The organism is Streptomyces sp. CB02959, from assembly GCF_002803155.1.
Lineage (GTDB): Bacteria > Actinomycetota > Actinomycetes > Streptomycetales > Streptomycetaceae > Streptomyces.
This window is the reverse complement of record NZ_NNBP01000025.1, coordinates 1-25,911: the sequence shown is the minus strand read 5'-3', so window position 1 is coordinate 25,911 and position 25,911 is coordinate 1. Positions and strand designations below refer to the sequence as shown.

21 protein-coding genes are annotated in these 25,911 nt (G+C 74.6%); 7 read left to right on the top strand and 14 right to left on the bottom strand.

Annotated elements, in window-relative coordinates; genetic code table 11:
* Positions 1–50: 50 nt before the first annotated feature.
* Positions 51–314, bottom strand: coding sequence for a hypothetical protein (locus CG747_RS33255; protein ID WP_100605589.1), 264 nt, complete (start codon positions 312–314; stop codon positions 51–53).
* 239 nt (positions 315–553) lie between these two features.
* Positions 554–1,360, bottom strand: a complete 807-nt coding sequence (locus CG747_RS33250; protein WP_100605588.1) for an SGNH/GDSL hydrolase family protein — start codon at positions 1,358–1,360, stop codon at positions 554–556.
* Positions 1,361–1,674: 314 nt separating this feature from the next.
* Here CG747_RS33250 and CG747_RS33245 point away from each other — a divergent pair, with 314 nt between their 5' ends.
* Positions 1,675–2,913 carry a S8 family peptidase gene (locus CG747_RS33245; protein ID WP_100605587.1) on the top strand — a complete coding sequence of 413 codons (1,239 nt, stop codon included), beginning with the start codon at positions 1,675–1,677 and terminating at the stop codon, positions 2,911–2,913.
* Positions 2,914–2,992: 79 nt separating this feature from the next.
* On the opposite strand, the gene CG747_RS33240 is transcribed toward CG747_RS33245, so the two are convergent.
* Positions 2,993–3,700, bottom strand: coding sequence for a YoaK family protein (locus CG747_RS33240; protein ID WP_100605586.1), 708 nt, complete (start codon positions 3,698–3,700; stop codon positions 2,993–2,995).
* Positions 3,701–3,835: 135 nt separating this feature from the next.
* A complete protein-coding gene (locus tag CG747_RS47535; protein ID WP_146022194.1) occupies positions 3,836–4,054 on the bottom strand; it encodes a hypothetical protein in 219 nt (72 codons plus the stop codon).
* A 150-nt stretch (positions 4,055–4,204) separates the two neighbouring features.
* Between CG747_RS47535 and CG747_RS33235 the strand changes: the two genes are divergently transcribed.
* Entirely contained in the window at positions 4,205–5,317 is a 1,113-nt protein-coding gene (locus tag CG747_RS33235) for a DUF5925 domain-containing protein (protein WP_100605585.1), read from the top strand.
* A 52-nt stretch (positions 5,318–5,369) separates the two neighbouring features.
* On the opposite strand, the gene CG747_RS33230 is transcribed toward CG747_RS33235, so the two are convergent.
* The 5 genes from CG747_RS33230 to CG747_RS33210 form a co-directional block, all read right to left on the bottom strand.
* A complete protein-coding gene (locus CG747_RS33230) occupies positions 5,370–6,335 on the bottom strand; it encodes a pirin family protein (protein WP_100605584.1) in 966 nt (321 codons plus the stop codon).
* A 42-nt stretch (positions 6,336–6,377) separates the two neighbouring features.
* Positions 6,378–7,169, bottom strand: a complete 792-nt coding sequence (gene ddaH / locus CG747_RS33225; protein WP_100605583.1) for a dimethylargininase — start codon at positions 7,167–7,169, stop codon at positions 6,378–6,380.
* Between the two features lie 73 nt (positions 7,170–7,242).
* A complete protein-coding gene (locus tag CG747_RS33220) occupies positions 7,243–7,632 on the bottom strand; it encodes a GntR family transcriptional regulator (protein ID WP_100605582.1) in 390 nt (129 codons plus the stop codon).
* Positions 7,633–7,770: 138 nt separating this feature from the next.
* On the bottom strand, positions 7,771–9,621 hold the full coding sequence (gene asnB, locus CG747_RS33215) for an asparagine synthase (glutamine-hydrolyzing) (RefSeq protein WP_100605581.1): 1,851 nt from the start codon (positions 9,619–9,621) through the stop codon (positions 7,771–7,773).
* 149 nt (positions 9,622–9,770) lie between these two features.
* Positions 9,771–10,964, bottom strand: coding sequence for a methyltransferase domain-containing protein (locus CG747_RS33210; RefSeq protein WP_100605580.1), 1,194 nt, complete (start codon positions 10,962–10,964; stop codon positions 9,771–9,773).
* 194 nt (positions 10,965–11,158) lie between these two features.
* Between CG747_RS33210 and CG747_RS33205 the strand changes: the two genes are divergently transcribed.
* Positions 11,159–13,696 carry a SpoIIE family protein phosphatase gene (locus CG747_RS33205; protein WP_100605579.1) on the top strand — a complete coding sequence of 846 codons (2,538 nt, stop codon included), beginning with the start codon at positions 11,159–11,161 and terminating at the stop codon, positions 13,694–13,696.
* Between the two features lie 377 nt (positions 13,697–14,073).
* Positions 14,074–15,087, top strand: coding sequence for a lytic polysaccharide monooxygenase (locus CG747_RS33200; RefSeq protein WP_100605578.1), 1,014 nt, complete (start codon positions 14,074–14,076; stop codon positions 15,085–15,087).
* Between the two features lie 65 nt (positions 15,088–15,152).
* On the opposite strand, the gene CG747_RS33195 is transcribed toward CG747_RS33200, so the two are convergent.
* Positions 15,153–15,620, bottom strand: coding sequence for an Lrp/AsnC family transcriptional regulator (locus CG747_RS33195; RefSeq protein ID WP_100605577.1), 468 nt, complete (start codon positions 15,618–15,620; stop codon positions 15,153–15,155).
* A gap of 125 nt (positions 15,621–15,745) precedes the next feature.
* Here CG747_RS33195 and CG747_RS33190 point away from each other — a divergent pair, with 125 nt between their 5' ends.
* Entirely contained in the window at positions 15,746–16,993 is a 1,248-nt protein-coding gene (locus CG747_RS33190; RefSeq protein WP_257980912.1) for an APC family permease, read from the top strand.
* Between the two features lie 64 nt (positions 16,994–17,057).
* Here CG747_RS33190 and CG747_RS33185 read toward each other — a convergent pair whose 3' ends face one another.
* The 3 genes from CG747_RS33185 to CG747_RS33175 form a co-directional block, all read right to left on the bottom strand.
* Positions 17,058–17,915, bottom strand: a complete 858-nt coding sequence (locus tag CG747_RS33185) for a triacylglycerol lipase (RefSeq protein ID WP_100605576.1) — start codon at positions 17,913–17,915, stop codon at positions 17,058–17,060.
* A gap of 317 nt (positions 17,916–18,232) precedes the next feature.
* Positions 18,233–19,321 (bottom strand): hypothetical protein, encoded by a 1,089-nt coding sequence (locus tag CG747_RS33180; protein WP_180985804.1) that lies wholly within the window; start codon positions 19,319–19,321, stop codon positions 18,233–18,235.
* Positions 19,318–22,866: a DNA polymerase III subunit alpha gene (locus CG747_RS33175; RefSeq protein ID WP_100605575.1), complete on the bottom strand. Its 3,549-nt coding sequence runs from the start codon at positions 22,864–22,866 to the stop codon at positions 19,318–19,320. The genes CG747_RS33180 and CG747_RS33175 overlap by 4 nt, the downstream gene beginning before the upstream one ends.
* A gap of 186 nt (positions 22,867–23,052) precedes the next feature.
* Between CG747_RS33175 and CG747_RS33170 the strand changes: the two genes are divergently transcribed.
* Complete coding sequence (locus tag CG747_RS33170; protein WP_100605574.1) at positions 23,053–24,126, top strand: DUF3533 domain-containing protein; 1,074 nt, start codon at positions 23,053–23,055, stop codon at positions 24,124–24,126.
* Between the two features lie 143 nt (positions 24,127–24,269).
* On the opposite strand, the gene CG747_RS33165 is transcribed toward CG747_RS33170, so the two are convergent.
* Positions 24,270–25,040: an SDR family NAD(P)-dependent oxidoreductase gene (locus tag CG747_RS33165; RefSeq protein WP_100605573.1), complete on the bottom strand. Its 771-nt coding sequence runs from the start codon at positions 25,038–25,040 to the stop codon at positions 24,270–24,272.
* 138 nt (positions 25,041–25,178) lie between these two features.
* On the opposite strand from CG747_RS33165, the gene CG747_RS33160 reads away from it, so the two are divergent.
* Positions 25,179–25,895, top strand: coding sequence for a TetR/AcrR family transcriptional regulator (locus CG747_RS33160; RefSeq protein ID WP_100605572.1), 717 nt, complete (start codon positions 25,179–25,181; stop codon positions 25,893–25,895).
* Positions 25,896–25,911 lie beyond the last annotated feature (16 nt).

Here is a 25,911-nt window from a genome sequence, read left to right as displayed (position 1 = left end):
CGGCCGGGACGGTGGGGTCGCCTGAGCCGTGGTGCCGCTTCAGGGGCGGCTCAGCCGTGGCCGCCGAAGAGCGAACGGCGCAGCCTGCGCAGCGGTGCGAACACCGACACCCGGTGGCCGCGGCTCTTCCTCATGCGCGTGTGGTCACGCGCGGTGAGCTCCTGCATCAGCGACGTGGCCCCCTCCACCTCGCGCTGCGGGATGGCGGGACCGCCGAGCACCGCGAGATGACGGTCGAGCCGCGCGCTGGTCGCGCTGCTCCCGCATGTGATGGCAGGGACCCGCGCCCTGCTGCGCACTGTTATCTGTTCCATGACTCTCCCCACCCGTACGAGGGCACCCGGCCAACGGGCAGGGTAACCCTATCTCTCTTGGAGGACACGCGTGCAGACCGGTCAACGGATTCACCTGCCATGCCTTGACGTTGACGAACACCATACGGAATGTCACGTACAGCGCGCGTGTCAGGGCGAGTTGAGGGACCGTTACGGGGCTCCCGGGAGGGTGGGCGCGGAGGCGGGGGGACCCTCCTCCGCGCCCTGTGCACGGAAGATCACGCAGCGGAGCCGAACACCGGGAGGTAGCCGCCGGCTTGTCCGGCGGCGGTGGGGTGGTAGGACTCGTCGACGGGATAGGTCACGCTGTGCAACCACGGACTGCCGGAGCACAGCTCATGGCCGGCGAAGGTGGGGTTGACATCGGCGAAGGAGAAGCCGTGGCCGGCGGCCCGCTGGGCGATGACGCCGTTGATGTCGTCCGCGGCGGCGTCTATGGCCGCCCGGGACTTCTCGGTGAGGCCGGCGACGCAGTCGCCGTCGAGCTTGTAGAAGTGCGGGTACCCGAGGGCGACGACGCGGGCGGACGGGGCCTTGTTCGCGATCGCCGCGTACACGGTGTCGAGCTTGCCGGGAAGGGTGCTCTTGATGTAAGTGCGGGCCTGGTCGATCCGGGCGAGGCAGGCACTCTCGCCCTGGAGGGCACAGGTCGTCATGGTGTCGGCGAATCCGGCGTCGTTGCCGCCGATGGTGATGCTGACCAGGCTCGTGGCGGAGCTGAGGGGGCCGAGCTGGCCGCTGACGACATCACCCGTACGGGCCCCTGAACAAGCGGTGAAGTCGAACGACGAGGGGGAGTGCGCGGCCGCCCAGAGGGCCGGATACGCCTTGGTGCTGCGCTTGCAGGCACCGCTGCCGCTGTCGTAGCTGCCGGCGCCGACGCCGGCCGAGTAGGAGTCGCCGAGGGCCACATAGCCCCCGGCGTCGGCGAGTTGGGCTGCCGCGGCGGCGCTCGCGCCGGTGAGCGCGAGCGACGAAGCAACGAAGAACGCGGATGTCAATGCCGCGAAACGGGACACTCTCATGGAACCTCCCATAGCAGGATCTCTGCGTGATCCGTCGTATCAGGACTCCCGTGTCGCCGGTAGTGTCCATGCCAAAAGTCGTACAGAGTTCACGGCCAATCCGCCGGTCTGTCAGGTTTCATCACTGCGGCGTCATTGCCTTTCCATGACGTGCATATGACATCCCGTTGGGAGTCTTGATACCTGAGGGCGACTCATCGAACCTTTTGACGATCGGTCACGGACTTTCGCAGATCGACCGATTGCGTACGACCCCGTACGACCCACCTGCGCGCGCACCACGGCGCGCCACCGATGAGGAGGAATCCCTCGCGATGGCAGTGATGCGTTCCACCACCCCCCACGCCGCCCGCCGGCGTACCCACACCCTGCGGATCGCCGCGGCGGTCACCGCGGCCACCGCCGCCGCCACCCTCGGCGCCCTGGCCCTGCCCGCCCAGGCGGCACCCGCCCAGGGCACCGTCGTCGGCGCCGGTGCCGCGGACGCGGTGCACGGCAGCTACCTCGTCACGCTCAAGCCGAGCGCCGGCCTCAAGGCGGTGTCGGCGGACGGCCGCGGCGTGATATCCGCCTACGGAGGCACCGTCAAGCGCACCTACACGGCCGCGCTCAACGGCTATGCCGCCACCCTGTCCGAGGCCCAGGCGAGACGGCTGGCGGCCGACCCCGCCGTCGACCGCGTCTACCAGGACCGCACCGTGCACGCCCTGGACACCCAGAACAACCCGCCGTCCTGGGGCCTGGACCGGATCGACCAGGCGAAGCTGCCGCTGGACAAGAAGTACACCTACCCCACCACCGCCGGCTCCGGCGCCACCGTGTACGTCATCGACACCGGCGTCCGGATCTCCCACCAGGAGTTCGGCGGCCGGGCGTCGAACGGCTACGACGCGATCGACAACGACAACGTCGCCCAGGACGGCAACGGCCACGGCACCCACGTCGCGGCGAACATCGCCGGCAGCTCGTACGGCGTCGCCAAGAAGGCGAAGATCGTCGCCGTGCGGGTGCTGGACAACTCCGGTTCCGGCACCACCGCCCAGGTGGTCGCGGGCATCGACTGGGTCACCAAGAACCACAAGGGCCCGTCGGCGGCGAACGTCTCGCTGGGCGGCGGCCCGGACGCGGCGCTCGACACCGCCGTGCAGAACTCCATCAAGAGCGGCGTGACCTACGCCATCGCGGCCGGAAATTCGGGCGCGAACGCACAGAACTACTCCCCCGCCCGGGTCCCCGAGGCCATCACCGTCGGCGCGACGACCTCGACCGACGCCCGCGCCTCGTACTCCAACTACGGCTCCCGGGTGGACCTCTTCGCGCCCGGCAGCAGCATCACCAGCGCCTGGAACACCAGCGACACCGCCACCAACACCATCTCCGGGACCTCGATGGCCACCCCGCACGTCGCGGGCGCCGCCGCGGTCTACCTCGCCGGGCATCCGACGGCCACTCCGGCCCAGGTCGCCACGGCCCTGGTGAACGGCGCCACCTCCGGGGTCGTGACCAGCCCCGGCAGCGGCTCGCCCAACAAGCTGCTGAAGCTCGTCCCGTAACGGGAACCGCCCGCTGAGGGCCGCCCGGTAGCGGACCCCGCGAGGGGACCGGCGGGTGCGGACGCCGACGGCCGACCGGTCAGCCGTCGGCGTTCCGCCCGTGGGCGAGCCCGGGGACGAGGAAGGCGGTGGCCGCGACGGTGACCGCCGCCAGCAGCACCACCAGCGACGTACGGGTGCCCAGCCCGATCAGCCACGCCCCCAGCAGCCCGCCCGCGAGCATCGCGCCCACCGAGCCGCCCCGGCGGGGCACGGCGTGGCTGCCGTAGCCCAGCCGCCGGTCGCCGCCCAGCACGGAACCGCTCACCAGGGCCGTCATCGCGCGGGTCTCCACCGTCGTGCTGAGGTCCGGGGCGGCGACCCGCATCGCGGTGACGTTGCGCATCCCCATCGCCACCGCCATCAGGGCGATGGCGGCGTAGCGCTGACCGTCCGCCAGTTCGCGGGCCGGGCCGGTCGCCCAGGCCGCCCCCGCCGCGCCGGCCAGCAGCGCCGCCTCGACCAGCAGGGCGACCGGGAACCACGGGCGCCCCCGGGCGGCCAGGGTCGACTCCAGCCGGGCCCCGAGCGCCGCCCCGACCAGGAACGCGCCGAGCGACACCACCGTGGCCGCCACCGGCAGCCCGCCCTGCCCGGCGATACCGAAGCCGAGGAAGAGCAGATTGCCGGTCTGGGTCGCGGTGAAGACATGACCGAGGGTCAGGAAACTGGCGGCGTCGAGCACCCCGGTCACCACGGTCAGGCACACCATGACCACCATCAGGGCAGCTCCGCTCGGCGGCTCCACGGGACCGTCTCCTTCCACCGGGCGCCCCGGATCGGCGTGCTGACAGTCTCCGGACGACCGGCGCGCCGCCGGGCCATTGCGCCGTCTGTGGGCGCCCCGTGCCGACGCACCGTCAGGACGGGTACGGGGGCGGGGTCAACCGGTGCGGGGTCCGCCGACGGCTGCCGTTCCCGCCCGGGACCGTTCCCCGGATCCGCCCTCCGCCCCGCACATCACCAGCAGCAGCGCCAGCGCCGCCACCCCGACCACGACCGCCACCCCGAAGGCCGTCCCCCGACGCCCCCGCAGACGGCCGCGGGCCGCCCGCTCCGGCCTGTCCGGCCGCCCCTGACGTTCCTCACCACGACGTCGCACGGCGGACCACCCTAGGGCGGGCCATGCGGGCGCCAACAGGGCGCGTTCCGGCGCACGGACCGCCCGCGGAACACCACCCCGATCCGGGTGTTCGGCGCGCCCCCGGATATTCCTTGTGCGCGACCGGTCGGTGTGGCGGATCATGGCGCCATGTGTGCCGACCAGGTCCCGACCTCCCGCACCGAGGAATCCCTGCCGCTCCGGCTGACCATGGACGACAGCGACTCCCCGTCCGACGTCGTCGACGCCCTCTTCCTGGGCCGGTTCGCCAACGGCGAGCAGCCCTACGCCCGCAGCCGCACGCTGGACCGGGTCAAGTCCGGGCTGACGCTGCTGCCGCCCGGGGTGCGGATCCTGCGCTCGGCCCGGGACGATGACCGCAGCGCCACCCTCGCCGAGGGCGACGGTTTCACCCTGCTGGTCTCCCGCTGGAACCGCGGCGCCGACGTGACGGTCACCGCGGTCACGGACGAGCTCGCCGAGAAGGTGCTCGGGCAGGCCGCGGACGGCGCCGAGGACGCACCGGAACCGCAGCCGGAGAACGTCCCGATGGGCTTCTGGTACTTCTCCCCGCGCCGCGGCCCGCACCGCACCACCCGGCAGATCAGCGCCGGGACCTGGGAGGAGGTCCGGGCCAACTACACCGCGCCGGTGGCCACCGCGATGGACCGGCTGATGACGGTGTCGCCCCAGGAGATCGCCGGCCGGCTGCTGTTGCTGCACGGCCCGCCCGGCACCGGCAAGACCTCCGCGCTGCGCACGCTCGCCCGGTCCTGGCGGGAGTGGTGCCAGGTGGACTGCGTACTGGACCCGGAGCGGCTCTTCACCGACGTCGGCTATCTGATGGACATCGCCATCGGGGAGGACGACACCTCCGGCCGGAGCCGCTGGCGGCTGCTCCTGCTGGAGGACTGCGACGAACTGATCCGCGGCGAGGCCAAGCACACCGCGGGGCAGGCGCTGTCCCGGCTGCTCAACCTCACCGACGGGCTGCTCGGCCAGGGCCGCAACGTCCTGGTCGGCGTCACCACCAACGAGGACCTGGAGCGGATGCACCCCGCGGTGGTCCGCCCCGGCCGCTGCCTGGCCCGCATCGAGGTCGGCCCGCTGACCCGTCCCGAGGCCGTCGACTGGCTCGGCACCGAGGAGGGCATCGGCCGCGACGGCGCCACCCTGGCCGAGCTCTACGCCCTCCGCCGCGGCACCCGCCCCGCCGCGCTGCCGTCCCAGCCCCAGGGCACGACCTCGGGGCTGTACCTGTAACACCGTTACGGGCTGCCGGTGGCGCGGCCGGAGCCTCCGGCCGCCGGCCGGGTCAGCGCGCCCGGCCCCGCGGTTTGAGCGGTACCGGCGGGAGTTCCGGGGCGAGCAGCCGGTCGCCGGCGTAGCCGTGGACGGTCCCGAAGCCGTCACCGCCGGCGTTCCACGCCGCGCGGGCGGCGGCGATCTCGTCACCGGTGCGCCCGACGAAGTTCCACCACATGACGATCTCCTCCTCGAAGGGTTCGCCACCGAGGAGGAGCAGGTCGCCGGCTTCGGCGGCGCGCAGCGGGAGCTCGGAGCGGCCGCAGCCGAGGTAGAGCAGCGAGCCGGGGGCCAGCGGGACGCCGTCGACCTCGGGGGCGCCCGAGATGGCCAGTGCGGCGTACTCGAGGTCCGGGTCGAGGGGGAGCCGGGCGTCGGTGCCCGGCGCGAGGGCGAGGTCGGCGCCGACCAGCGGGGTGTAGGCGGTGCCGGGCGAGGCGGCGCCGGCCAGTTCGCCGAGGATGACGGTGGCGCGGAGGCCGCCGCCCCCGGTGACGACGGGCAGGTCGGCGTGGTGCTCGAAGGCGGGGGCGGTGGCGCGGTGGGCGCCGGGCAGCGCCACCCAGAGCTGGGCGCCGTGCAGGACGGCGGGGTGCCGGGGCGGGGACTCCTCGGAGTGGGCGATGGCGCGGCCCGCGGTCATCAGGCCCAGTTCGCCGGGGCGGACGGTCTGGAGGGAGCCGAGGCTGTCGCGGTGCAGGACCTCCCCTTCGCGGAGCCAGCTGACGGTCTGCAGGCCCATGTGCGGGTGCGGCGGGACCTGCATGCCGGGTTCGTCGGCGATGTTGTCGGGGCCGTAGTGGTCCACGAAGCACCAGGCGCCGACCATGCGGCGGCCGAGGTTGGGCAGCAGGCGGCGGACCACGGTGCTCTCGCCGAGCGGGACCTGTTTGCCGGTCTGGAGCTCGTGTACCGGGCCGGTACGGCGGTTGCCGCCGCAGCGGGTGGGGGTGGGTCTGAGGTCGAGGTTGCTCATGGGGCAAGGATGCCCCGGCGGCGGCCGCGAAATGACGATCCGTCAGCTCTGCCGGGCGCGCTCCGGCAGGTCGCGCAGGCGTACCGACAGGCAGGTGACGCAGCCCTCCCGCTTTTCGAACTCGCTGATGTCGACGACGACCGGACGGTAGCCGAGCCGGGTGAACAGCTGGGCGGTCCGGGGCGCGGAGGCGGCCATCAGGAGCGCGTCGCCGCCCAGGAGGACGACGTGGGCACCGGCCTCCTCCAGGACCGGCCGGAACTGCGGGAAGACCGACGGGGTCTCGACCAGGGGCAGGTAGCCGATGACGGTGCCGTCCGGGAGGGCGGTGACCGCCGATTTGAGGTGCAGCACCCGCTTGAGCGGCACCGCGACGACCCGGGCGCCCAACGGCTCGAAGGCGGACCGGAGTTGGCGCACCCCCTCGGCGTTGGTGCGGCAGCCGCGGCCCACGTAGACGGTGTCCCCGACCTTGAGGACGTCGCCGCCGTCGAGCGTGCCGGGGGCGCGGACCGCGTTGAGGGAGCAGCCGAGCGCCTCGGCGGCCTCGCGGGCGGCCGGGAGCTCGGGGCGGCGGGAGTCGGCGCCGGAGCGGGCGAGCAGGGCGACATTGCGGAAGACGACCATGGTGTCCTCGACGAAGACCGCGTCGGGGCAGTCGTCGGCGGGGGCCACCTCGGTGGTCCGCCAGCCGTGGTCGCGCAGTGCCTGGACGTACGCCTCCCACTGGCGCAGGGCCAGCGCGGGGTCCACCGGCTGCCGGTCCATGTGGGTGACCAGGCCGTCGGCGAGGCGGGGGCCGGGGCGTCGGACGAGGGCGAGCCGACTGGGCATGGTCTCCTCCGGGGCTGGGCGGGGGCCTGGCCGCCTGGTCCGGCCCCCGCCGCCTGGTCGGGTGCCGGTGCGGTCAGTCACCGGTGTCGTACGTGGCGCGCAGCGCGTCGGTGACGGCGGCGAGCGCGGCGGCGCGGTCCAGGCCGAGGCGCTGGGCGCGGTGGGCGTAGACCGCGGCGGCCGCGGCGGCCTCCTTGTCGGCGGCGTCACCGGCCGCGGCGACGAAGCTGCCGTTGCGGCCGCGGGTCTCGATCACCCCGTCGGTCTCCAGGGCACGGTACGCCTTGGCGACGGTGTTGGCGGCCAGACCCAGTTCCTCGGCGAGGCCGCGGACGGTGGGGAGTTTGTGGCCGACCGGCAGGGTGCCGGTCCGGGCCTGGTCGGCGATCTGCGTGCGAACCTGCTCGAACGGGGCCTCGGCCGCCGCCGGGTCGATGGTGATCGTCAGGGTGTGCGGGGACACGGTGGCGCTCCTGGTGCTGGTGGTGACGCGGACGGCGGGTGCGCGGGTGCGCGGATCCGCCGGCGCGGGGTGCGCGGTTTTGTCGCATCCATTGTGCGTCAGGAGCGGCCACCGTGCCCGGAGGCGGACGTCCGGGGGCTACAACTCCAGGGTGGTGCCGGTGGTACGGAGCCAGGCGTCCATGCCGAGGGCGAGTTCGGCGCCGGGGCGGATGTCGTGGTCGGCGCCGGCGGCGGTGGCCTCGGCGAGCACCCCGGAGTCCAGGAGCGGGCGGACGGGGGCGTCGCGGTCGGCGGCCAGTTCCCTGAGCTCGCCGCGGAGCGCCTCGTTGTAGCCGGGGTCCTGGGTGCTGGGGTAGGGGCTCTTGACGCGGTCGGCGACCACGTCGGGCAGCACGTCGCGGGTGGCGGCGCGCAGCAGCGACTTCTCCCGGCCGTCGAACGTCTTCATCGCCCACGGGGTGTTGAAGACGTAGTCGACCAGGCGGTGGTCGCAGAACGGGACCCGGACCTCCAGGCCGACGGCCATGCTGGCGCGGTCCTTGCGGTCCAGGAGGATCTGTACGAAGCGGGTCAGGTGCAGGTAGCTGACCTCGCGCATCCGGCGCTGGTGGCCGGTGTCGCCGTCCAGGTAGGGGACTTCGGCGAGCGCCTCACGGTAGCGGCGGTGCTCGTAGCCGGGCAGGTCGAGCCGCTTGAGCAGGGCGCGGTCGAGCAGGGCCTCGCGGACCGCGTTGCCGCCGGAGAACCGGCCGGAGACGCCCGCGGCGACCCAGGGGAAGGTGTCGGCGTTGACCGCCTCCGGGTCGTGGAACCAGCGGTAGCCGCCGAAGACCTCGTCCGCCGACTCGCCGGAGAGGGCGACCGTGGACTGCTCGCGGACCGCCTTGAACAGCAGGTAGAGGGAGGTGTCGCCGTCGCCGAAGCCGTTGGGCAGATCGCGGGCGGCGAGCACCGCCCCGCGGTGGCCGCGGTCCATCAGGGCGGCGGTGTCCAGCACGATGTCGCGGTGGTCGGAGCGGACGTGTTCGGCCAGGGCGTGCGCGTACGGGCCGTCGGGGGTGCCGCGCAGGTCGTCGGGGGTGAAGTTCTCGGTGTAGCCGGTGAAGTCGACGGCGAACGAGCGGACCGGGCCGCTGCCCTGGGCGGCCAGCGCCTTGGCGGCGAGCGCGGTGATGGCCGAGGAGTCCAGGCCGCCGGAGAGCAGGGTGCACAGCGGGACGTCGGCGATCAGCTGGCGGGCGACGATGTCGTCGAGCAGCTCGCGGACCCGGGCGATGGTGGTGTCGAGGTCGTCGGTGTGCTCGCGGGCTTCGAGGGCCCAGTAGCGGCTGACGTGGACGCCGTTGCGGTCGACGCGGACCACGTGGCCGGGGCGGACCTCGTGCAGGCCCTTGTAGACGGCGTGGCCGGGCGTCTTGGTGAAGGTGATCAGCTCGGCCAGGCCCTCGGCGTCGACGGCCGGGCGGACGTCCGGGTGGGCGTGCACCGCCTTGGGCTCCGAGCCGAACAGGACGCCGTCGCGGGTCGGGTAGTAGTAGAGCGGCTTGATGCCCATCCGGTCGCGGACCAGCAGGAGTTGCTCGGTGCGCGGGTCCCAGAGGGCGAAGGCGTACATGCCGTTGAGGCGCTGGACGAACGCCTCGCCCCACTGGAGGTAGGCGTGCAGCACGACCTCGGTGTCGCTGTTGGTCCGGAAGGCGTGGCCCAGTTGCTCCAACTCGGCCCGGAGCTCGCGGTAGTTGTAGACCTCGCCGCTGTAGGTCGTGACGATCAGGGGGCGGCCGCCCTGCTCGACGCTCATCGGCTGCCTGCCGCCGTCGATGTCGATGACGGCGAGCCGGCGGTGCCCGAACGCGGCGTGCGGGGCGAGCCATATGCCGTCGGCGTCCGGGCCGCGGCAGGCCATGGTCCGGGTCATCGCCTCAAGGACGGGGCGCTGGGTGGTGAGGTCGTTGTCGTAGGAGATCCATCCGGTGATTCCGCACATACTCGCGGCTCCTCCTTCGGGGTACGGCGGGCCGCGCGCTCCCGGCGGCGGCCTGCGTGATCACCGTACGCCCAGATAGTTGCAACGGCCACCTATACATCTGGGCGACCGTCCGGAATGAGCCACGCCCCTCCCGCGCACCGGAGGCGTCACGGGGGATCCCCGGCGCCGCCGTCCGGGCCGGATCCGCCGTCCAGGGGGACCGCGCGGCCCGGGGCGGCCGGGTCATGGGCGACGGCGTCGCCGGGACGGTGCCAGTGGAGCAGGAAGCGGTGGCCCGCGCGCAGCCCCTCCAGCCCGGCACGGCAGTACGCGACCATGTCGTCCGGCAGGGCGTCGAGCGGGAACCACGCCAGCTCCGCGCACTTGTCCGGTTCGCGGTTCCGGGGCTCGCCGCCCGCCCCGTACGCCGCCTCGAAGAACCAGCCGATCCGCGGCCGTGCGGGCGGCGGCGCGCAGTGCTGCATCACCAGCGCCACCCGCACGTCCTCGGGGGCCAGCCGCAGCCCCAGCTCCTCCGCGGCCTCGCGGATCAGGGCCTGCCGGACGTCCTCGCCGTCCTCGGCGTGGCCGGACGGGCAGTTGAGCAGCCCGTCCGCGTAACCGGTCCCGGAGCGACGAGCCAGCAGCACCTCGCCGCCGCGGCGCAGGACCAGGTGGACGTCGACGACTTCGGTGTGGCGCGGCGGGGCGGCGGCCGGCCCCTCCCCCACCCGAACGACCAGCGCGTACCGCTCGTCGCGCACCGGTCGGCCCCACAGCGCCGGGTCGCCGGAGAGCGGGAAGAGCTCCGCGCGGGCGGCCAACGGGGCGGTGAGCGCGGTGAGTTCGGCGGGCGACAGGCCCACGGGGGCGGACTCGCCCCAGCGGCCCTCGACCAGCACCAGTCGGCCGCCGGGGGCGAGCAGGCCCGCCCAGTGGCGGAGGACGGCCGCCGGGTCCGGCAGGGTCCACAGGACGTGGCGCACCAGGACGACGTCGAACCGCCGCTCCCCCACCGGCGGTTGGGCGGCATCGCCGACGACGAATTCGGCGGCCCGCCCGGCGAGCTTCGCCCGGGCGCGGGCGAGCATGGCCGGGGAGCGGTCGACCCCGGTGACCCGGTGTCCCTGCTCGGTGGCTAGCAGGGACAGGCTGCCGGTGCCGCAGCCCAGGTCGAGGACGTCGGAGGGGGCGGACGGCAGCCAGGTGCGCAGCCGGGCGCCCCAGGCGGCGCGGACGGCCGGGTCGCGGAGGCCGTGGTCGGGCTCGGCGTCGTAGGTCGCGGCGGCGGCGTCCCAGTACGCGGCGGGTGGGGCGGACGGCGGGGGTGCCGCCGGGCCGGCGGGGGCGTCGGTGCTCATACCGCGAGGATGCCAGGGGGTACTGACAACGGCCGGTGACGGCCGTGGCGGCGGCGGGAACCCGGTGGGCCGGGCCGCTGCGCAAGCGCCCCGGCAGGTTCCGGGAGTACCGTGGGAACCGCTGGTGGTACGCGGTGGCGGCCCGGTCACGCGGGCCTTCGCAGGGTGTGGAGCCGGCAGTGGATCGGTCTTGTATGAGCGCCTCCCCGAGCAGCCGCCTTCCTGGCGACGGAGTCTTCGACCTCACCCGGACCGCCGTGGTGATGGCCGATCCGACGGGAGTGGTACGGGGCTGGACCGAGGGCGCCGAGCGGCTGCTCGGCCATCCGGCGGCCCGGGCGCTGGGCCGGCCGCTGGCGGAGCTGTTCGCCGCGGCGGACGCCCGTGCGGTCTCCGGTGCGGACGCCTGGCGGCACCGGCTCGCGGCGGAGGGCGGCTGGAGCGGGCTGGTCGCGGTGCGCGACCGCGCGGGGCACCGGCTCGACCTGGAGGTGCGGGTGCTGCCGGTGCTGGCCGGCCAGGATCCGGCCACGCGCCTGGTGCTGGCCGCCGAGATGGCACGGACGCCCTGGTCGGGGGCGGGCCGCTCACTGCTGAACGGCATCCTCCGGATGTCCCCGATCGGGGTGGCCATGCTCGACCCCGAGCTGCGGTACGTCTGGCTCAACGACGCGCTGGAACGGATGGGCGGGACCCCGCGCGCCGAACGGCTGGGGAAGCGGCTGAGGGAGGTCCTGCCGAACCTGGCGGTGGAGTCCGTCGAGGCGGAGATGCGGCGGGTGCTGCGGACCGGGGTCCCGTCCCTCGGCTACGAGTACCTCGGGCACCCCCGGTCCGACCCGCAGCGCGAGCACGCCTACTCGACGTCCTTCTTCCGGCTGGAGGACGAGTCCGGCCAGGTGCTCGGCATCAGCTACATGGTCATCGACGTCACCGAAAGCTACCGGGCCCGGCAGCGGATGGCGCTGCTCAACCGCGCCGGGGAGCGGATCGGCGGCTCCCTCGACGTCTGGCAGACCGCCCAGGAGCTGGCGGACGTGGCGGTGCCGGACCTCGCCGACTTCGTCACCGTCGACCTGCTCGACGCGATGCTCACCGGCGAGGAGCCCGCGCCCGGACCGGTCGAGCCCGCCGACCTGTTCACCATGCGGCGGGCCGGGCAGCAGTCCGTGCGGGAGGGCTGCCCGGAGGCGGTGATCACGGTCGGGGAGCGGACCGCCTACCCCCCGTCGGCGCCGGTGGTGCTGAGCCTGACCGAGGGCGAGTCGGTGCTGGTCCCGGCCCTGGACCTGGACCGCGCCGACTGGGCGGCCGACGACCCGGTGCGGGCCGGGCAACTGCGTGCGCTCGGCTTCCACTCGCTGATGGTGGTGCCGCTGCGGGCCCGGGGCAACTTCCTGGGCGCGGCGGCGTTCGCCCGCTGGCGGCCCACCGGCCCGTTCCAGCCCGACGACCTGGTCCTGGCCGAGGAGTTCGTCACCCGCGCGGCGATCTCCATCGACAACGCCCGCCGGTACACCCGGGAGCACGCCGCGGCACTCACCCTCCAGCGCAGTCTGCTGCCGCGCGGCCTGCCCGCGCAGAGCGCGGTGGACGCGGCGTACCGCTACCTGCCCGCCGATTCGCAGTCCGGGGTGGGCGGTGACTGGTTCGACGTGATCCCGCTGTCCGGGGCGCGGGTGGCGCTGGTGGTCGGCGACGTGGTCGGGCACGGGGTGCACGCCGCGGCCACGATGGGGCGGCTGCGGGCCGCGGTGCAGGCGCTGGCCGATCTGGACCTGTCCCCGGAGGAGGTGCTGGCCCACCTGGACGACATGGTCAACCGGGTCGCGCACGACGCGCACAGCGACGACGGGGTGATCGGGGCGACCTGCCTGTACGCGGTCTACGACCCGGTCGGCTGCTGCTGCGCCCTGGCCCGGGCCGGGCACCCCGCGCCGCTGCTGGTCAGCCCGGCGGGCGGCTGCCAGCTGCTGGAGCTGCCGACCGGGCCGCCGCTGGGGCTGGGCGGGATGCCCTTCGAGTCCGTCGAAGTGCCGCTGCCCGAGGGCAGTTTGCTGGCCCTCTACACCAACGGCCTGCTGCTGGGGAAGGCCCTCGACCTGGACGGCGGGATCACCCGGCTGCGGACCGCGCTGGCCGATCCGCAGGCCCCGCTGGAGGAGATCTGCGAGACGGTCATCAGCAGCCTGCCCGGCACCCGGCCGGTGGACGACGTGGCGCTGCTGCTGGCCCGCACCCGGACCCTGCCGCAGGACCAGCTGGCCACCTGGGACGTCCCCGCGGACCCCTCGGCGGTCGGCGGGGCCCGCCGGTCCGCCGCCGACCAGCTGGCCCGGTGGGGGCTGACGGAGCTGGAGTTCTCCACCGAGCTGATCGTCAGCGAACTGGTCACCAACGCCATCCGGCACGCGTCCGGGCCGATCGGGCTGCGGATGATCCGGGCGGAGGCACTGATCTGCGAGGTCTCCGACGGCAGCAGCACGGCACCGCACCTGCGGCACGCCCGGACGACCGACGAGGGCGGCCGCGGGCTGTTCCTGATCGCCCGCTACGCCCGCCGCTGGGGCGCCCGCCACACCCCGCACGGAAAGATCATCTGGGCCGAACTCCCGCTGGACGCCGTCTCCGGCACCCCGCCGGCGGAGGTGTTCGCCACGCTCGTCGACGGCGTCGACGGCCTCGACGGCCTCGACGACCCGGCGGCCCCGCTCACCGACACCGGACGGTGAAGCGGAGCACCGCCGAACACCGCCGAGCCCACCCCCGCGCGCCCTCGCGCACCACCGGCGACTGCCCCAACTTCCCTCCCCCGGGCCTCGAATGCCCCTTTCCGGCCCGCGTTCCTGTGCCCCCGCTTAGCCGCTCCTTAAAGGGACCATAAGGATCCGCCCGATCACCCTTCGGGCCTCAAATCCGCTGCTCAGGGCGGCTAGCGTCAGTTCCACAAGGCGGGTTCGCGGGCCCGCCGGTGCCGTTCACCGGGGGACGGCACCGGTGGCGGACGGGCCCGACCCCCCACCACCGCCTTGCACCCCCGGCCGCGCGGCGCACCCCCGGGTGCGCCGCGCGCCCGAAACCGACCCATCCGATGAAGGAGACCCCCACGATGACCGCTCGCCGCAAGGCCACCGGGATCGCGCTGTTCGGCATCGCCCCCATGGCGCTCACCGTGCTCACCGCGACCCCGGCCGCCGCGCACGGGTCGATGTCGGACCCGGTCAGCCGGGTCTCGGCCTGCTACGCGGAGGGCCCCGAGAACCCGCGGTCCGCGGCGTGCAAGGCCGCCGTGCAGACCGGCGGGGCCCAGGCGCTGTACGACTGGAACGGCGTCCGGGACGGCAACGCCGGCGGCAAGTCCAAGGAGCGGATCCCGGACGGCAAGCTGTGCAGCGCCGGCAACGACGAGTACAAGGGGCTGGACCTGCCGCGCGCCGACTGGCCGTCCACCCCGATGAAGGCCGGTCGGCACACCTTCCACTACCGGGCGACCGCCCCGCACAAGGGCACGTTCGAGCTGTACCTCACCAAGGACGGCTACGACCCGACGAAGCCGCTGAAATGGTCCGACCTGGAGGCCGCGCCGTTCGCGAAGGCCACCGACCCGACGCTGACCAACGGGGAGTACGTCTTCGACGGCACGGTGCCCGCCCGGTCCGGCCGCCACCTCGTCTACAGCATCTGGCAGCGCTCGGACAGCCCGGAAGCCTTCTACACCTGCTCCGACGTGGTCTTCGGCAAGGACAACGGCGGTGCCGGAAGCCCCTCGGCGCCCGCACCGACCGCCTCTGCGCCAGCGGCGTCTGCGCCGACCGACCGCCAGATCGCGGCGGGCGCCGACAAGTCCTCGATGGACATGAGCCACCACGACCACGCCATGGGCGGCGGCCGGCACCAGCCGTCCGCGGCACCGGCCGACGCCCAGGCCCCCTCGGCGGGCACCGGTTCCGGCGCGGGCGGTGCGCACCCGGACGGGGCGGCGGCACCGGTCGACGGCAAGCACCTGGCCCAGACGGGTGGCGACGGCTCCACCGCAGCGCTGGCCATCGGGGGCTCCGCGGTGCTCGCGGTGGGCGCCGCGGTGCTGTTCACGACCGCCCGCCGCCGGGCCGTCCGCCGGTAGGGAGCGCGACGGCCCGGCCCGCCGCGGGCCGGGCCGTCGTCCGCCGCTGCCGCCCGCCGGTCCCGTCAGGACCGCTCGGGCGGCAGCGGTTCGACGATGTCGTTGGCGACGTGCTGGTAGATCACCGAACTGCGGCAGTCGACGACTTCGCGGCGCTTGAAGATCCGGTCCATCAGCAGGGCGTGCAGCCGGTCCACGTCCGGGACCGCGACGTGCACCAGGAAGTCGTCGCCGCCCGCGACGACGTAGACGTTGAGCACCTCGGGCAGGGAGGTCAGGAACGCCTTGAACCGCTCGATCACCTCGCGGTTCATGGGCCGGATCCGGACCGTCAGCAGCGCCTGTACGGGGCGGTTGAGGGCGCGCAGGTCCACGGTCGCGCGGTAGCCGGTGATCACCCCGCGGGCGCGCAGCGCGCGGACCCGCTCCAGACAGGTGGAGGGGGCGATGTTCAGTTTGCCGGCCAGCTCGCGGTTGGTCTGCCGTGCATCGCGCTGGAGTTCCCGGACAATCGCCGAATCAATGTCGTCCATGGCCCCATGATGCCGAGTGCTGCCGAATTTAGTTCGGCGCATCCTCAATATGATCAAAGTTCCGATTAGCGTCTGCGGCTGTGTCCGTACAAGAAACATCTCTTAGCGCTCCTGCACGGCCGGATGTGCGGCGACTGGGTGTCGGCAGCGGTACCGCGCTGTGCGCCGGTGCCGTGCTGGGGCCCGGTGTCCTGACGCTGCCGTCGCTGGCCGCCGCCGCGGCCGGTCCCGCCTCGCTGCTGGCCTGGGTCGTGCTGCTGGCCATGTGCGTGCCGGTGGCCGCGTCGTTCGCGGCGCTGGGCGCGCGGTTCCCCGACGGCGGGGGCGTCGCCACGTACGTGCACCGGGCGATCGGGCCGCGGGCCGCGGCGGCGGTCGGTTGGTGGTTCTACGGGGCGGTGCCGCTGGGGGTGGTCTCGTGCGCCTGGATCGGCGGGAAGTACGTGGCCGACGCGGCCGGTTGGGGCGCGGCCGGTGCGGCCGCGGTCGGCGCGGCGGTGCTCGTGGGGGCGCTGGTCTCCAACGCGGTCGGGCTGCGGATGTCGGGCCGGGTGCAACTGCTGCTCGGCGGACTGCTGGCGGCGGTGCTGCTGTGCGCGGTGCTGGCCGCCGCGCCGCGGGTGTCCGCGGCCCACTTCACGCCCTTCCTGCCCGGCGGTTGGACGTCGGTGGGGTCGGCGGCCTCGGTGCTGTTCTTCGCGTTCGCCGGCTGGGAGGCGGCCAGCCACCTCTCCGGTGAGTTCGCCGATCCGGCGCGGGACCTGCCGCGGGTGACCCGCCGTACGCTCGTCGTGATCACCGTGCTCTACCTGGGGCTGGCGGTCACCACCATCGGGGCACTGGGACCGGCCGCGGCGCGCACCGACACTCCGCTGACCGCGCTGCTCGCCCAGAGCGTGGGCACCGCCGCCCGCCCGGTGGCGGCCGCGGCGGCGCTGTTCCTCACCTTCGGGGCGGTCAACTCCTATCTGGCCGGGGCCTCCCGGCTCGGCGCGGCGCTCGGCCGGGACGGTGCGGCGCCCCGCTGGCTGGCCAAGGGCGGCGCGCCGGGTGAGGTGCCGCGCCGGTCGCTGGCGGTGCTGGGCGTGGTGGCGGCGGCCCTCGCGGTGCCGGCCGCGTCCGGCGCCGCCGACCTGGACCTGCTGATGCGGGCCACCGCCACCTGCCTGGCGGCGGTGACCCTGGCGGGGCTGGCCGCCGCGCTGGTGCTGCTGCCGCGGCGCACCCCGCTCTGGTACGGCGGGCTGGCCGCTTCCGTGCTGACCGCGGGGGTGCTCGCCTTCTCCGGGTGGCTGCTACTGATCCCGGTGGTGCTGGCGGGCGCGTCCGGTGGCTTCCTGACGCTGCGCCGGACGGGCCGGGGCACCCGCTGAACCGCGGACGGGTGCGCCCGGCCCGGGGCCCGGCCCGCGCGCCGACCGCGGGCCGGGACGGCGCTCAACTCGCGGCGGAGGCGCAGGTGGTGGGGGTGGCGTGCGCCGGGTCGAGGGCGTTGGCCGTCTCGTGGAAGGCGATCCGGTCGACGGTCCCGATGGCCAGGTGCTCGGAGAGGTCGAGCGCGCACAGGTTCTGGAGCACGACGTTGTGGACGTCGGGGCCGTTGAGGAAGCCCGACGTGTAGGGCGTCACGATCTCGTCGTACTTGGTCGCGATGACGGTGTAGTGGATGCCGGGGAGGGTGTCGCCGCCGGCGTTGAGGCGGGCCAGGAGGTCGGATCCGATAGCCTGGTCGGTCAGTCCCGGGGTGAACTTGTCGAGGTACTGCTTGGCGCCGGGGAAGAGGTCCAGCAGTTCGGTCAGGCCGCTGAGGGTGGTGCCGTGGTTGTCGGGGGCCAGCCCGACCAGCGTGTGCACCTTGTCCGCGCCGCCGTGGAACTTCAGGTAGACCCGGGGCATCATGCCGCCCTGCGAGTGCCCGACGAGGTCCACCTTGTCCGTGCCGGTCGCGGCCCGCACCCGGTCGACGTAGGCGGCGAGTTGCTGCGCCGAGGCGTCGATCGGGCCGAGCCCGTAGAAGAGCGGGACCCCGGGCAACTGGCCGTAGTCCAGGGAGAAGACGCAGTAGCCGCGGGCGACCAGGTAGGGCGCGAGGCCGACCCAGTTGTCGACGGCGTTGCCGAAGGTGCCGTGGACGAGGACGACGGGGCGGGGGTGGGCGCTGGAGGGCTTGCACGAGAAGTCGTTCCAGCCGCTGCTGACGGTGGGGGACGCCGCCGCGGGGGTTGCCGTGATGAGTCCGAGAGCCAGGGCGGCCGCCGGGAGGACTGCGCACAGTCTCGACCAACGCAGCTTCATACGATGCTCCTTGCGGGGGTGAGGGGCTTCCGAAGTGCTTCGTGAGCCGGTCACCTGCGATCCGGATCGCAAGGGCCAACGTGGTGACTGCCAAGTAAGTTACGGGCGGGTAAGCAGGGCGTACCAGTGGCGTGACGGTGAAGGAAACCGCACCCGATCCGCACCGCACGACCGGGCGCGCAACGCCGGTTGCGTGCAGCGGGGAAGGCGACCGGCAGCACTGCCCTCAAGGGCGCCCGCGGGCAGCGGACTTGATGCCCCGGGCGTCCGGCCGGCGGCGTCGGAGGAGCACGGCCCCCGCGGTACGCCGAGCGGCGCTACGGCCGCGCGGGGCGGGACGGCCGGGCCGGCCCCGGGGCCGCCGGTCCGAGCGCCGCCGCGGGGCGTACCGCCGCGGTGCCGAAGCGGGCCCGGGCGCGGTCGACGGCCGCTTCGACGCGGTGGGCCTTGTCGTCGGCGGAGTCGAAGGTCAGCTGGCGCGCGGCGCGTTCGGCGCGGCACAGGTCCTCGGCCCGCAGGGCCAGCATCCGCACCCGGGCCCGCTGGAGGCCGAGTGCGGTGTGCAGCGCGTAGGCCGCCGCGGTCAGTGCGGGGCCGTGCGCGGTCGGCGCGTCCAGTCGCCGGGTGCGGGTCGTGGTGGAGCGGTCGGCGTAGCGGACGGTGAGGGTCAGCGCGCGGGCCGCCTGTCCGCTCGCCCGCAGTCGGGCACCGAGTTCGTCGGCGAGCGAGAGCAGCGCCCGGCGGCGGCGGTCCGGGTCCAGTTCGTCGTGGGCGAAGCGGTGTTCGGCGGCGAGCGAGCGGGCGGCCGCGTTGGGGGTGACGGGGGTGGGGTCGATCCCCCGGGCCCGTTCGGAGACCACCCGGCCGGTCCGGGCGCCGAGGATCCGCTGGAGGGTGGCGGGCGGGGCGGCGGCGATCCGGCCGACGCTGTCGAGCCCGTAGGCGGACAGCGCGCGGGCCGCCGCGGGCCCGACGCCGTACAGCGCGGAGGCCGGGCGGCGGTCGAGGAAGGCGGCGACGGACCGGGGGTCGGCGGGCACGGACCGGATCCCGCCGGGCGGGGCGTCCTGGGCCGCGATCCGGGCCAGCTGCGGGTTGCCGCCGACGCCGATGGTGCACCGCACGCCGTGCCAGGCCAGTGCGCGCAGCCGGATCAGCGCGGCGATGCCCGCCGCGTCCCGGTCGAAGTAGCGCAGTGCGCCGCGGACGTCGGCGAGCGCGGCGTCCGGCGGCAGGGCCCGGATGACCGGGGTGAACTGGCCGAGCAGGCCGAGCAGTTGCTCGTACTGCGCGGCACCGACCGGCTCGTCTCCGGCGGTCCGGAAGCGGACGTACAGCGTGCCGGGCGGCCGCCGGGCACCGGCCGGGGGCGGCGGGGCGGCGGGGCGTTCCGGTGCCGGGCTCATCCGGCGCTCCCGGGGCTGGCGTGCCACAGCTTGCGGCCGGTGGCGGCGCGTTCACCGGGCGGCTGGAGGTCCGCCCACGGGTGCATCTCGTAGCCGGTCTCCAGGCGGATGGTGCGGCCGGTGCGGGCGGGGGCGGGCTCGGGCCCGGGGGCGGGCGCGCCCGCCGGGGTGCCGTCCTGCGGGGCGCGGTCCGGTTCCGGTGCGGCGGCGAGCCGGGCGGTGACCGCCTCCAGGCCGCCCGTGCGGCGCAGTTCGGCCAGTTCGGCGAGGTTCCAGGCGGCGCTGCCGACCACGCTGAGGCTGCGCGGACCGCGCCGCTGGACCGTGCCTCGCACCAGCAGCAGCCACGAGTGGAAGACGGTCCGGGCGCACGCCTCGTGGCTGTCGTCGAAGAAGGCGCAGTCGACCAGGCCGGTGCTGTCGTCGAGGGTGGTGAAGATGACCCGGCGGCCGGAGCGGATCGGCGGGGTCTGGGTGGCCGCCTTGGCGCCGGCGACCAGCACCGTCTCGCCGTGCCGGGCGTCGCGCAGCAGCCGGGCCGGCACCGCGCCCAGTTCGGTGAGGAACTCCTGGTGGTCGGCCATCAGATGGCGGGAGGCGTCCATGCCGAGGACGCCCAGCTCGGCGCTGAGCCGCTCCACGTCGCCGAGGTCGGGCAGACCGGCCGGCTCGACCGGTTCGGCCCCCCTCGCCTCGTCGCCCGTGTGGAGCGCCAACTGGCCGTCGGGGGCGCGCCGTCCGTGGTGGTGCAGTTCGGCGAGGTACAGCAGCAGGTCCCGCCGGTTGGCGCCGAAGGCGTCCAGGGCGCCGACCCGGGCGAGGCGGTCGGCCACCGGACGGCTCGGCCGGGCCCGCTGCCAGAGGTCCTGGAGCGAGCGGTAGGGCCGGCCGTCCGCGATCCGCCGGGCCTCGGCCCGGCTCATTCCGTACACGTCGGAGAGGGCCAGTCGCAGCCCCCAGCTGTCCGGAGCACCCTCCCGACCGGACACCAGTTCGATCCGGTGGGTGACCGCCGACCGGTTCACGTCCAGCGGCAGCACCGGCACCCCGCGCCGCCGGGCGTCCGCGAGCAGCAGCCGCTTGGGGTACATCCCGGGGTCGTGGGTGAGCAGTCCGGCGTAGAAGGCCGCCGGATGGTGCGCCTTGAGCCAGGCGGACTGGTAGGTGGGCACCGCGAACGCCACCGCGTGCGCCTTGCAGAAGCCGTACGCGCCGAACGCCTCGACGATCTCCCAGGTGTGCGCGACGACTTCGGGCGGATAGCCGCGGCCGGCGGCCCGCCGGGCGAACCAGTCGCGCACCAGGCCCTGGGCCTCCGGGTCCGACAGGGCGCGCCGCCGCTCGTCCGCCTCGTCCCGTCGGCATCCGGTCATGATCCGCAGGATCTCGATGATCTGCTCGTGGAACACCACCACCCCGTAGGTTTCGCGCAGCGGTTCCTCCAGGTCGGGATGGGGGTAGCGGACCGCCGTACGGCCGTGCCGGGCGTCGATGAAGGGCCGCACCATGTCGGCGGCGACCGGCCCCGGCCGGAAGAGGGAGATGTCGACGACCAGGTCGTGGAAGGTGGCCGGCTGGAGCCGGCCGACCAGGTCGCGCTGGCCGGGCGACTCGATCTGGAAGCAGCCCAGCGTCTCCGTCGAGCGGATCAGGCCGTAGGTGGCCGGGTCGCCGGTCGGCACCTGCGCCGGGTCGTCCAGGTCGAGGCGGACCCCGGTGGCCCGGTCGATCTCGGCGACCGCGTGGGCCATCGCGGACTGCATCCGCACGCCCAGCACGTCGAGTTTGAGCAGCCCCAGGTCCTCCACGTCGCCCTTGTCGAACTGGGACATCGCCAGGGGGGTGCCCCCCTGGCCCTCGACGCCGTCGGCGACCGCGCCGCCGGTGGGCACGACGGGGGTGCGGTCCAGCAGGGTGGCGTCGGAGAGCAGCACCCCGCACGGGTGCATGGCCATCCCGCGGGGCAGCGCGTCCAGCGCCTCGACCAGCTGCCACAGCCGTTCGTCGGTGCCCTCCCGCACGCCGCGCAGCTCGGGCAGTTCGGCCAGCGCGGCGCGGGCGTCCCGGGCCCGGATGTGCGGGAACGCCTTGGCGAGGCGGTCCACCCGGGCCGGGTCCATGCCGAGGGCGGCGCCCACGTCCCGCACGGCGTGCCGGACACGGTAGGTCTCGGGCATCGAGACGGTCGCCACCCGCTCGGCGCCGAAGCGGTCGAAGATCGCGTGGTAGACCTCCAGCCGGCGGGCCGACTCGACGTCGATGTCGATGTCCGGCAGCGCGGACCGCCGCCCGGACAGGAACCGCTCCATCAGCAGCCCGTGTTCGACCGGGTCGGCGTGGGCGATGCCCAGCAGGTGGTTGACCAGGGACCCGGCGCCGGAGCCCCGGGCGGCCACCCGGATCCCCCTCGCCTTGATGTCGTCCACGACCTGAGCGACCGTCAGGAAGTACGAGGGGTAGCCGAGCCGCTCGACGGTGTGCAGTTCGTCGTGCAGCCGGGCCCAGCGGGCGCGGTCGCGGTCGTAGCCGCGCAGCACCATCGCGGCGGCGCAGCGGGAGCGCAGCACCCGGGCCGCGGTGCGGTGTTCGGCGCCGACCAGGGACGGTTCGGGGAAGTGGATCCGGCCCAGCCCGATGTCGCCCCGGGGGTCCACCAGGCACTCCCCGGCGGTCTCCTCGGTCATGGCGAGCAGCCGGTGGGCCAGGTCGCGGCGGGAGCCGGCGGCCTCGGCGATCCGCTCGGCGGTGCGGCCCATCGCGGCGGCGTCCTTGAGCCAGCGTTCGCCGCTGTCCCAGGTCTCGGGGCGGTGCCGGTCCACCGGTACCAGGCGGCGGGCGGAGTCCAGGACGTCGGCGACCGGGCCCTGGCCGGGGTCGGCGTAGCGGACCGCGTTGGTCAGGACGGCGCGGACGCCCTGGTCGACGGCGAAGCCGAGGGTGCGGGCGGCCAGCCGCAGGGAGCCGGGGCCGCTGCCGGGGCGTCCGTGGTCGACGGCTTCCAGGCACAGCGCGTCGCCGTACCGTTCGCGCCAGGGGGCGAGGAGCTCCGCGGCGCGGTCCGGGCGGCCGGCGGTCAGCGCCCGGCCGACCCCGGAGTCCGGTCCGAGCAGGACGGTCAGCCCGCCGGTGGCGGATTCCAGGGCACTCCAGGGGAGGACGGGACCCGCGCCGCGGTCCGCGTGGGCGGCCGAGACCAGTCGGCACAGGGCGGCCCACCCGGCGGCGCCGTCCCGGGCCAGGAAGACGGCGCGGGCGGCGGACTCGTCGAGGAAGGCGCCGCCGCGCACCGGGGTGCGGCGGCGGACGGCGGGCCGGGGCGCCGGTTCCCTTGCGGCGACGGCCAGTTCGGCGCCGAACAGCGGGCGGATGCCGGCCGCGGCGGCGGCCTTGGCGAACCGGACGGCGCCGGAGAGGCCGTCCCGGTCGGTCAGCGCGAGGGCGTCCATCCCGCGTTCGGCGGCGCGCTCGGCCAGCCGCTCCGGGTGGGAGGCGCCGTAGCGCAGCGAGAAGCCCGAAGCGGTGTGCAGATGCGTGAACTCGGGCATCCGCACCTCCTGCACCTCATACGCCCCCCGGCTGTATTCGCGTCCCTTGTTTCGCTTCCTCCACCATAACGCTTCTTTCGAACATCCGTACGAACACACGCCCAGGGGTCACACCGGTCGGAAGATATTGCCCAAAAGGGATATAAAGCCCCTGGAAGAGCTGCGAATCCCAGAACGGAGCGGCGCATGGCCACGACCGACGACGGCACCCGCCTCACCTTCGCCCAGGAAGTGCGGAGCGCGGTGACGGTCCGGGCGGCGCTCCTGGTGATCGGGGTGCTGGGCCTGATGGTCGCGTTCATCACGTCGTACGCCGGCGCCTTCCACCGCCCGAAGCCGGACCGGGTGCCACTCGCCGTGGTCGCTCCCACCCAGATCCGCGGGGAGCTGGTCGACAAGCTCGACCGGCTGCCCGGCACCCCGCTGGACCCGCGCCCGGTGGCCTCCGAAGCGGCCGCCCGGCGCCAGATCCACGACCGCACCCTCGACGCCGCGCTGATCGTCGATCCGCGCGGCACCACCGACCGGCTGCTGGTCGCCGGCGGCGGCGGCGCCTCGCTCTCCCAGGCGGTCGAACTGGTCGTGACGGCGGCCGAGAAGCAGCAGCGGCGGACCGTCCGCACGGAGGACGTGATCCCGGCCGACGCCGGCGACGGCCGCAGCCTGTCGTCCTTCTACCTGGTCGTGGGGTGGTGCGTCGGCGGCTATCTGTGCGCCGCGATCCTGGCGATCAGCGCCGGGGCACGCCCGGCCAACCGGCAGCGGGCGGTCATCCGGCTGGCCGCGCTGGCGCTCTACGCGATCGCCGCCGGACTGGCCGGGGCGCTCGTGGTCGGCCCGGTCCTCGACGCGCTGCCCGGCAGCCTGTTCGGTCTGTGGGGGCTGGGCGCGCTGACCGTCTTCGCGGTGGGCGCCACCACCCTGGCCTTCCAGGGACTGCTGGGCATCATCGGCATCGGCCTGGCGATCCTGGTGATCGTGGTGTTCGGCAACCCGAGCGCGGGCGGCGCCTATCCGTATCCGCTGCTGCCGCCGTTCTGGCGGGCGATCGGCCCTGCGCTGCCACCGGGCGCCGGCACCTGGGCGGCGCGCTCGATCGCCTACTTCCGGGGCCAGGCGCTGACCGGGCCGCTACTGGTGCTCTCCGCCTGGGCGGTGGGCGGCGTACTGGTCACCGTCGTGCTGGCGTCACTGCACAAGACGGCCGACGAGCGGGCCGGCGGCGTGACGGCCGGCGGCGAGAAGCACCTGCCGGCCTGAGCACCGGCACGACGGACGACGGCGCCCCGCGCCTGCCGCGCCCCTCCCGACGCGGCACGCACGGGGCGCCGTCCCTCATTCTCACGGTCCCGCGGTCCGCGGGTGATCCCACGGACCGTCGGATTCCGGCCGCCGCCGGTCCGTCACATGTGCGTACCGCCGTCGATGCGGATCTCCGTGCCGGTGATGAACGCGCCGTCCTCCGAGGCGAGCATCGCGATCACGCCGGCGACGGTCTCCGGGCCGGCGAAGCCCTGGCCGAGGGCCGGGGCGAGCTTCACGAACAGGCTCATGTCGGCGTCCTCCGGCAGCCCCGGGCCGCGGCCGGTGGTCATGTTGCTGGCGATGGAGCCCGGCGCCACGCACACCGCGCGCAGCCCCTGCTTGCTGTACTCGCTGGCGATGGCGTGGGTCATCGACTGGATGCCGCCCTTGCTGGCCGCGTACGCCGCCATGTACGGGTGGGCGAACGACGCGGAGGTGGAGCTGAAGTTGACGATCACCGGCGCCTGACCCGCCAGCAGGGCCGGCAGCGACTCGCGGATCATCAGGAAGGTGCCGGTCAGGTTGACCGAAACGACCTTGTTGAAGAAGTCCAGCGTGGTGGCGTGGGTGTGCGCGGAGCGCAGGATGCCGGCCGCGTTGACCAGCACGTCCAGCCCGCCGAGGTGCGCCACCGCGGAGGCCACGCCGGACTGCACCGCGGCCTCGTCCGAGATGTCCAGCCGCGCGGTCTCCAGGCGGTCGGCGGTGCCGTCCGCGGCGGCCCGCTCGGCGGTGGCCGCCAGTCCCGCCTCGTCCACGTCCACCGCGACGACCCGGCCGCCCTCGGCGAGGATCCGGTGGGCGGTGGCCTGGCCGATGCCCGAGCCGGCTCCGGTGATCAGGGCGCGGCGTCCGTCAAAGCGGTTCATGATCCTGCTCCGTTCGTGAAGTGCCTCTTGGGGGCGGGGTGCCTCTTGGGGCTCTGTTCGCACCGTACGCCCACTTGGCACGATGTGCCACATTCGCACTTCATGCCGATACGCCACTGTGCTCCGTAAGCTGGGCCCATGCCCACCGCACCGCGCACCACCGCCGCGCACACCCCCGCGCGTCCCTCCCTCACCGAGCGCCGCAAGGCCGAGACGCAACTGGAGATCGCCCGCACCGCGGCGGCCCTGTTCGCGGAGCGCGGCCCCGGGGTCACCGCCGACGAGATCGCCCGCGCCTCAGGGGTCGCCCTGCGCACCTTCTACCGGTACTTCCGAACCAAGGAGGACGCGGTGGCCCCGCTGCTCGCGGTCGGCGTCCGGCAGTGGATCGACGACCTGGCCGCCGCCACCGCGGGCCCGGACGCGCCGCCGGCCCGGGCGGCGCTGGAGCAGGCCGCCCGCCGGGCCCTGACCCCCACCGACGGGCCCGCCGAGGAGGCGCTGCGCTGGACCCGCGGGCTGCTGCGGGCGATGCCCGGCGACCCGGCGCTGCGCGCGGTCTGGCACCGCGTCCACCACGACTCCGAGGAGGAGCTGCGGCCGGTGCTGGCGCGCCTCACCGGCGCCGGCCCGCTGGAGGTGCGGCTGGCCGCGGCCGCCGCGAACACCGCGATGCGGGTCGCGGTCGAGGAGTGGGCCGCGGGCGACGAGCGGCCGGACGGCCCGCACGGCCCCGCGGAACTGGTCGCCCGCGGCATGCGGGCGCTCACCGCGGGACTGCCGGACCTGGACGGGCGCCCCGGCGGCACGGACCGCGAGGGCGCGGACGACCGCCGCGGCGGCGACAGGACCTAGAAGGCTCATGAAGATC

What these genes read in the sequence shown, in the direction of transcription:
- CG747_RS33255 (WP_100605589.1), bottom strand. Translation starts at nt 314, where the DNA reads ATGGAACAGATAACAGTGCGCAGCAGGGCGCGGGTCCCTGCCATCACA.
- CG747_RS33250 (WP_100605588.1), bottom strand. Translation starts at nt 1,360, where the DNA reads ATGAGAGTGTCCCGTTTCGCGGCATTGACATCCGCGTTCTTCGTTGCT.
- CG747_RS33245 (WP_100605587.1), top strand. Translation starts at nt 1,675, where the DNA reads ATGGCAGTGATGCGTTCCACCACCCCCCACGCCGCCCGCCGGCGTACC.
- CG747_RS33235 (WP_100605585.1), top strand. Translation starts at nt 4,205, where the DNA reads ATGTGTGCCGACCAGGTCCCGACCTCCCGCACCGAGGAATCCCTGCCG.
- CG747_RS33230 (WP_100605584.1), bottom strand. Translation starts at nt 6,335, where the DNA reads ATGAGCAACCTCGACCTCAGACCCACCCCCACCCGCTGCGGCGGCAAC.
- ddaH (WP_100605583.1), bottom strand. Translation starts at nt 7,169, where the DNA reads ATGCCCAGTCGGCTCGCCCTCGTCCGACGCCCCGGCCCCCGCCTCGCC.
- asnB (WP_100605581.1), bottom strand. Translation starts at nt 9,621, where the DNA reads ATGTGCGGAATCACCGGATGGATCTCCTACGACAACGACCTCACCACC.
- CG747_RS33210 (WP_100605580.1), bottom strand. Translation starts at nt 10,964, where the DNA reads ATGAGCACCGACGCCCCCGCCGGCCCGGCGGCACCCCCGCCGTCCGCC.
- CG747_RS33205 (WP_100605579.1), top strand. Translation starts at nt 11,159, where the DNA reads ATGAGCGCCTCCCCGAGCAGCCGCCTTCCTGGCGACGGAGTCTTCGAC.
- CG747_RS33200 (WP_100605578.1), top strand. Translation starts at nt 14,074, where the DNA reads ATGACCGCTCGCCGCAAGGCCACCGGGATCGCGCTGTTCGGCATCGCC.
- CG747_RS33195 (WP_100605577.1), bottom strand. Translation starts at nt 15,620, where the DNA reads ATGGACGACATTGATTCGGCGATTGTCCGGGAACTCCAGCGCGATGCA.
- CG747_RS33185 (WP_100605576.1), bottom strand. Translation starts at nt 17,915, where the DNA reads ATGAAGCTGCGTTGGTCGAGACTGTGCGCAGTCCTCCCGGCGGCCGCC.
- CG747_RS33180 (WP_180985804.1), bottom strand. Translation starts at nt 19,321, where the DNA reads ATGAGCCCGGCACCGGAACGCCCCGCCGCCCCGCCGCCCCCGGCCGGT.
- CG747_RS33175 (WP_100605575.1), bottom strand. Translation starts at nt 22,866, where the DNA reads ATGCCCGAGTTCACGCATCTGCACACCGCTTCGGGCTTCTCGCTGCGC.
- CG747_RS33170 (WP_100605574.1), top strand. Translation starts at nt 23,053, where the DNA reads ATGGCCACGACCGACGACGGCACCCGCCTCACCTTCGCCCAGGAAGTG.
- CG747_RS33165 (WP_100605573.1), bottom strand. Translation starts at nt 25,040, where the DNA reads ATGAACCGCTTTGACGGACGCCGCGCCCTGATCACCGGAGCCGGCTCG.
- CG747_RS33160 (WP_100605572.1), top strand. Translation starts at nt 25,179, where the DNA reads ATGCCCACCGCACCGCGCACCACCGCCGCGCACACCCCCGCGCGTCCC.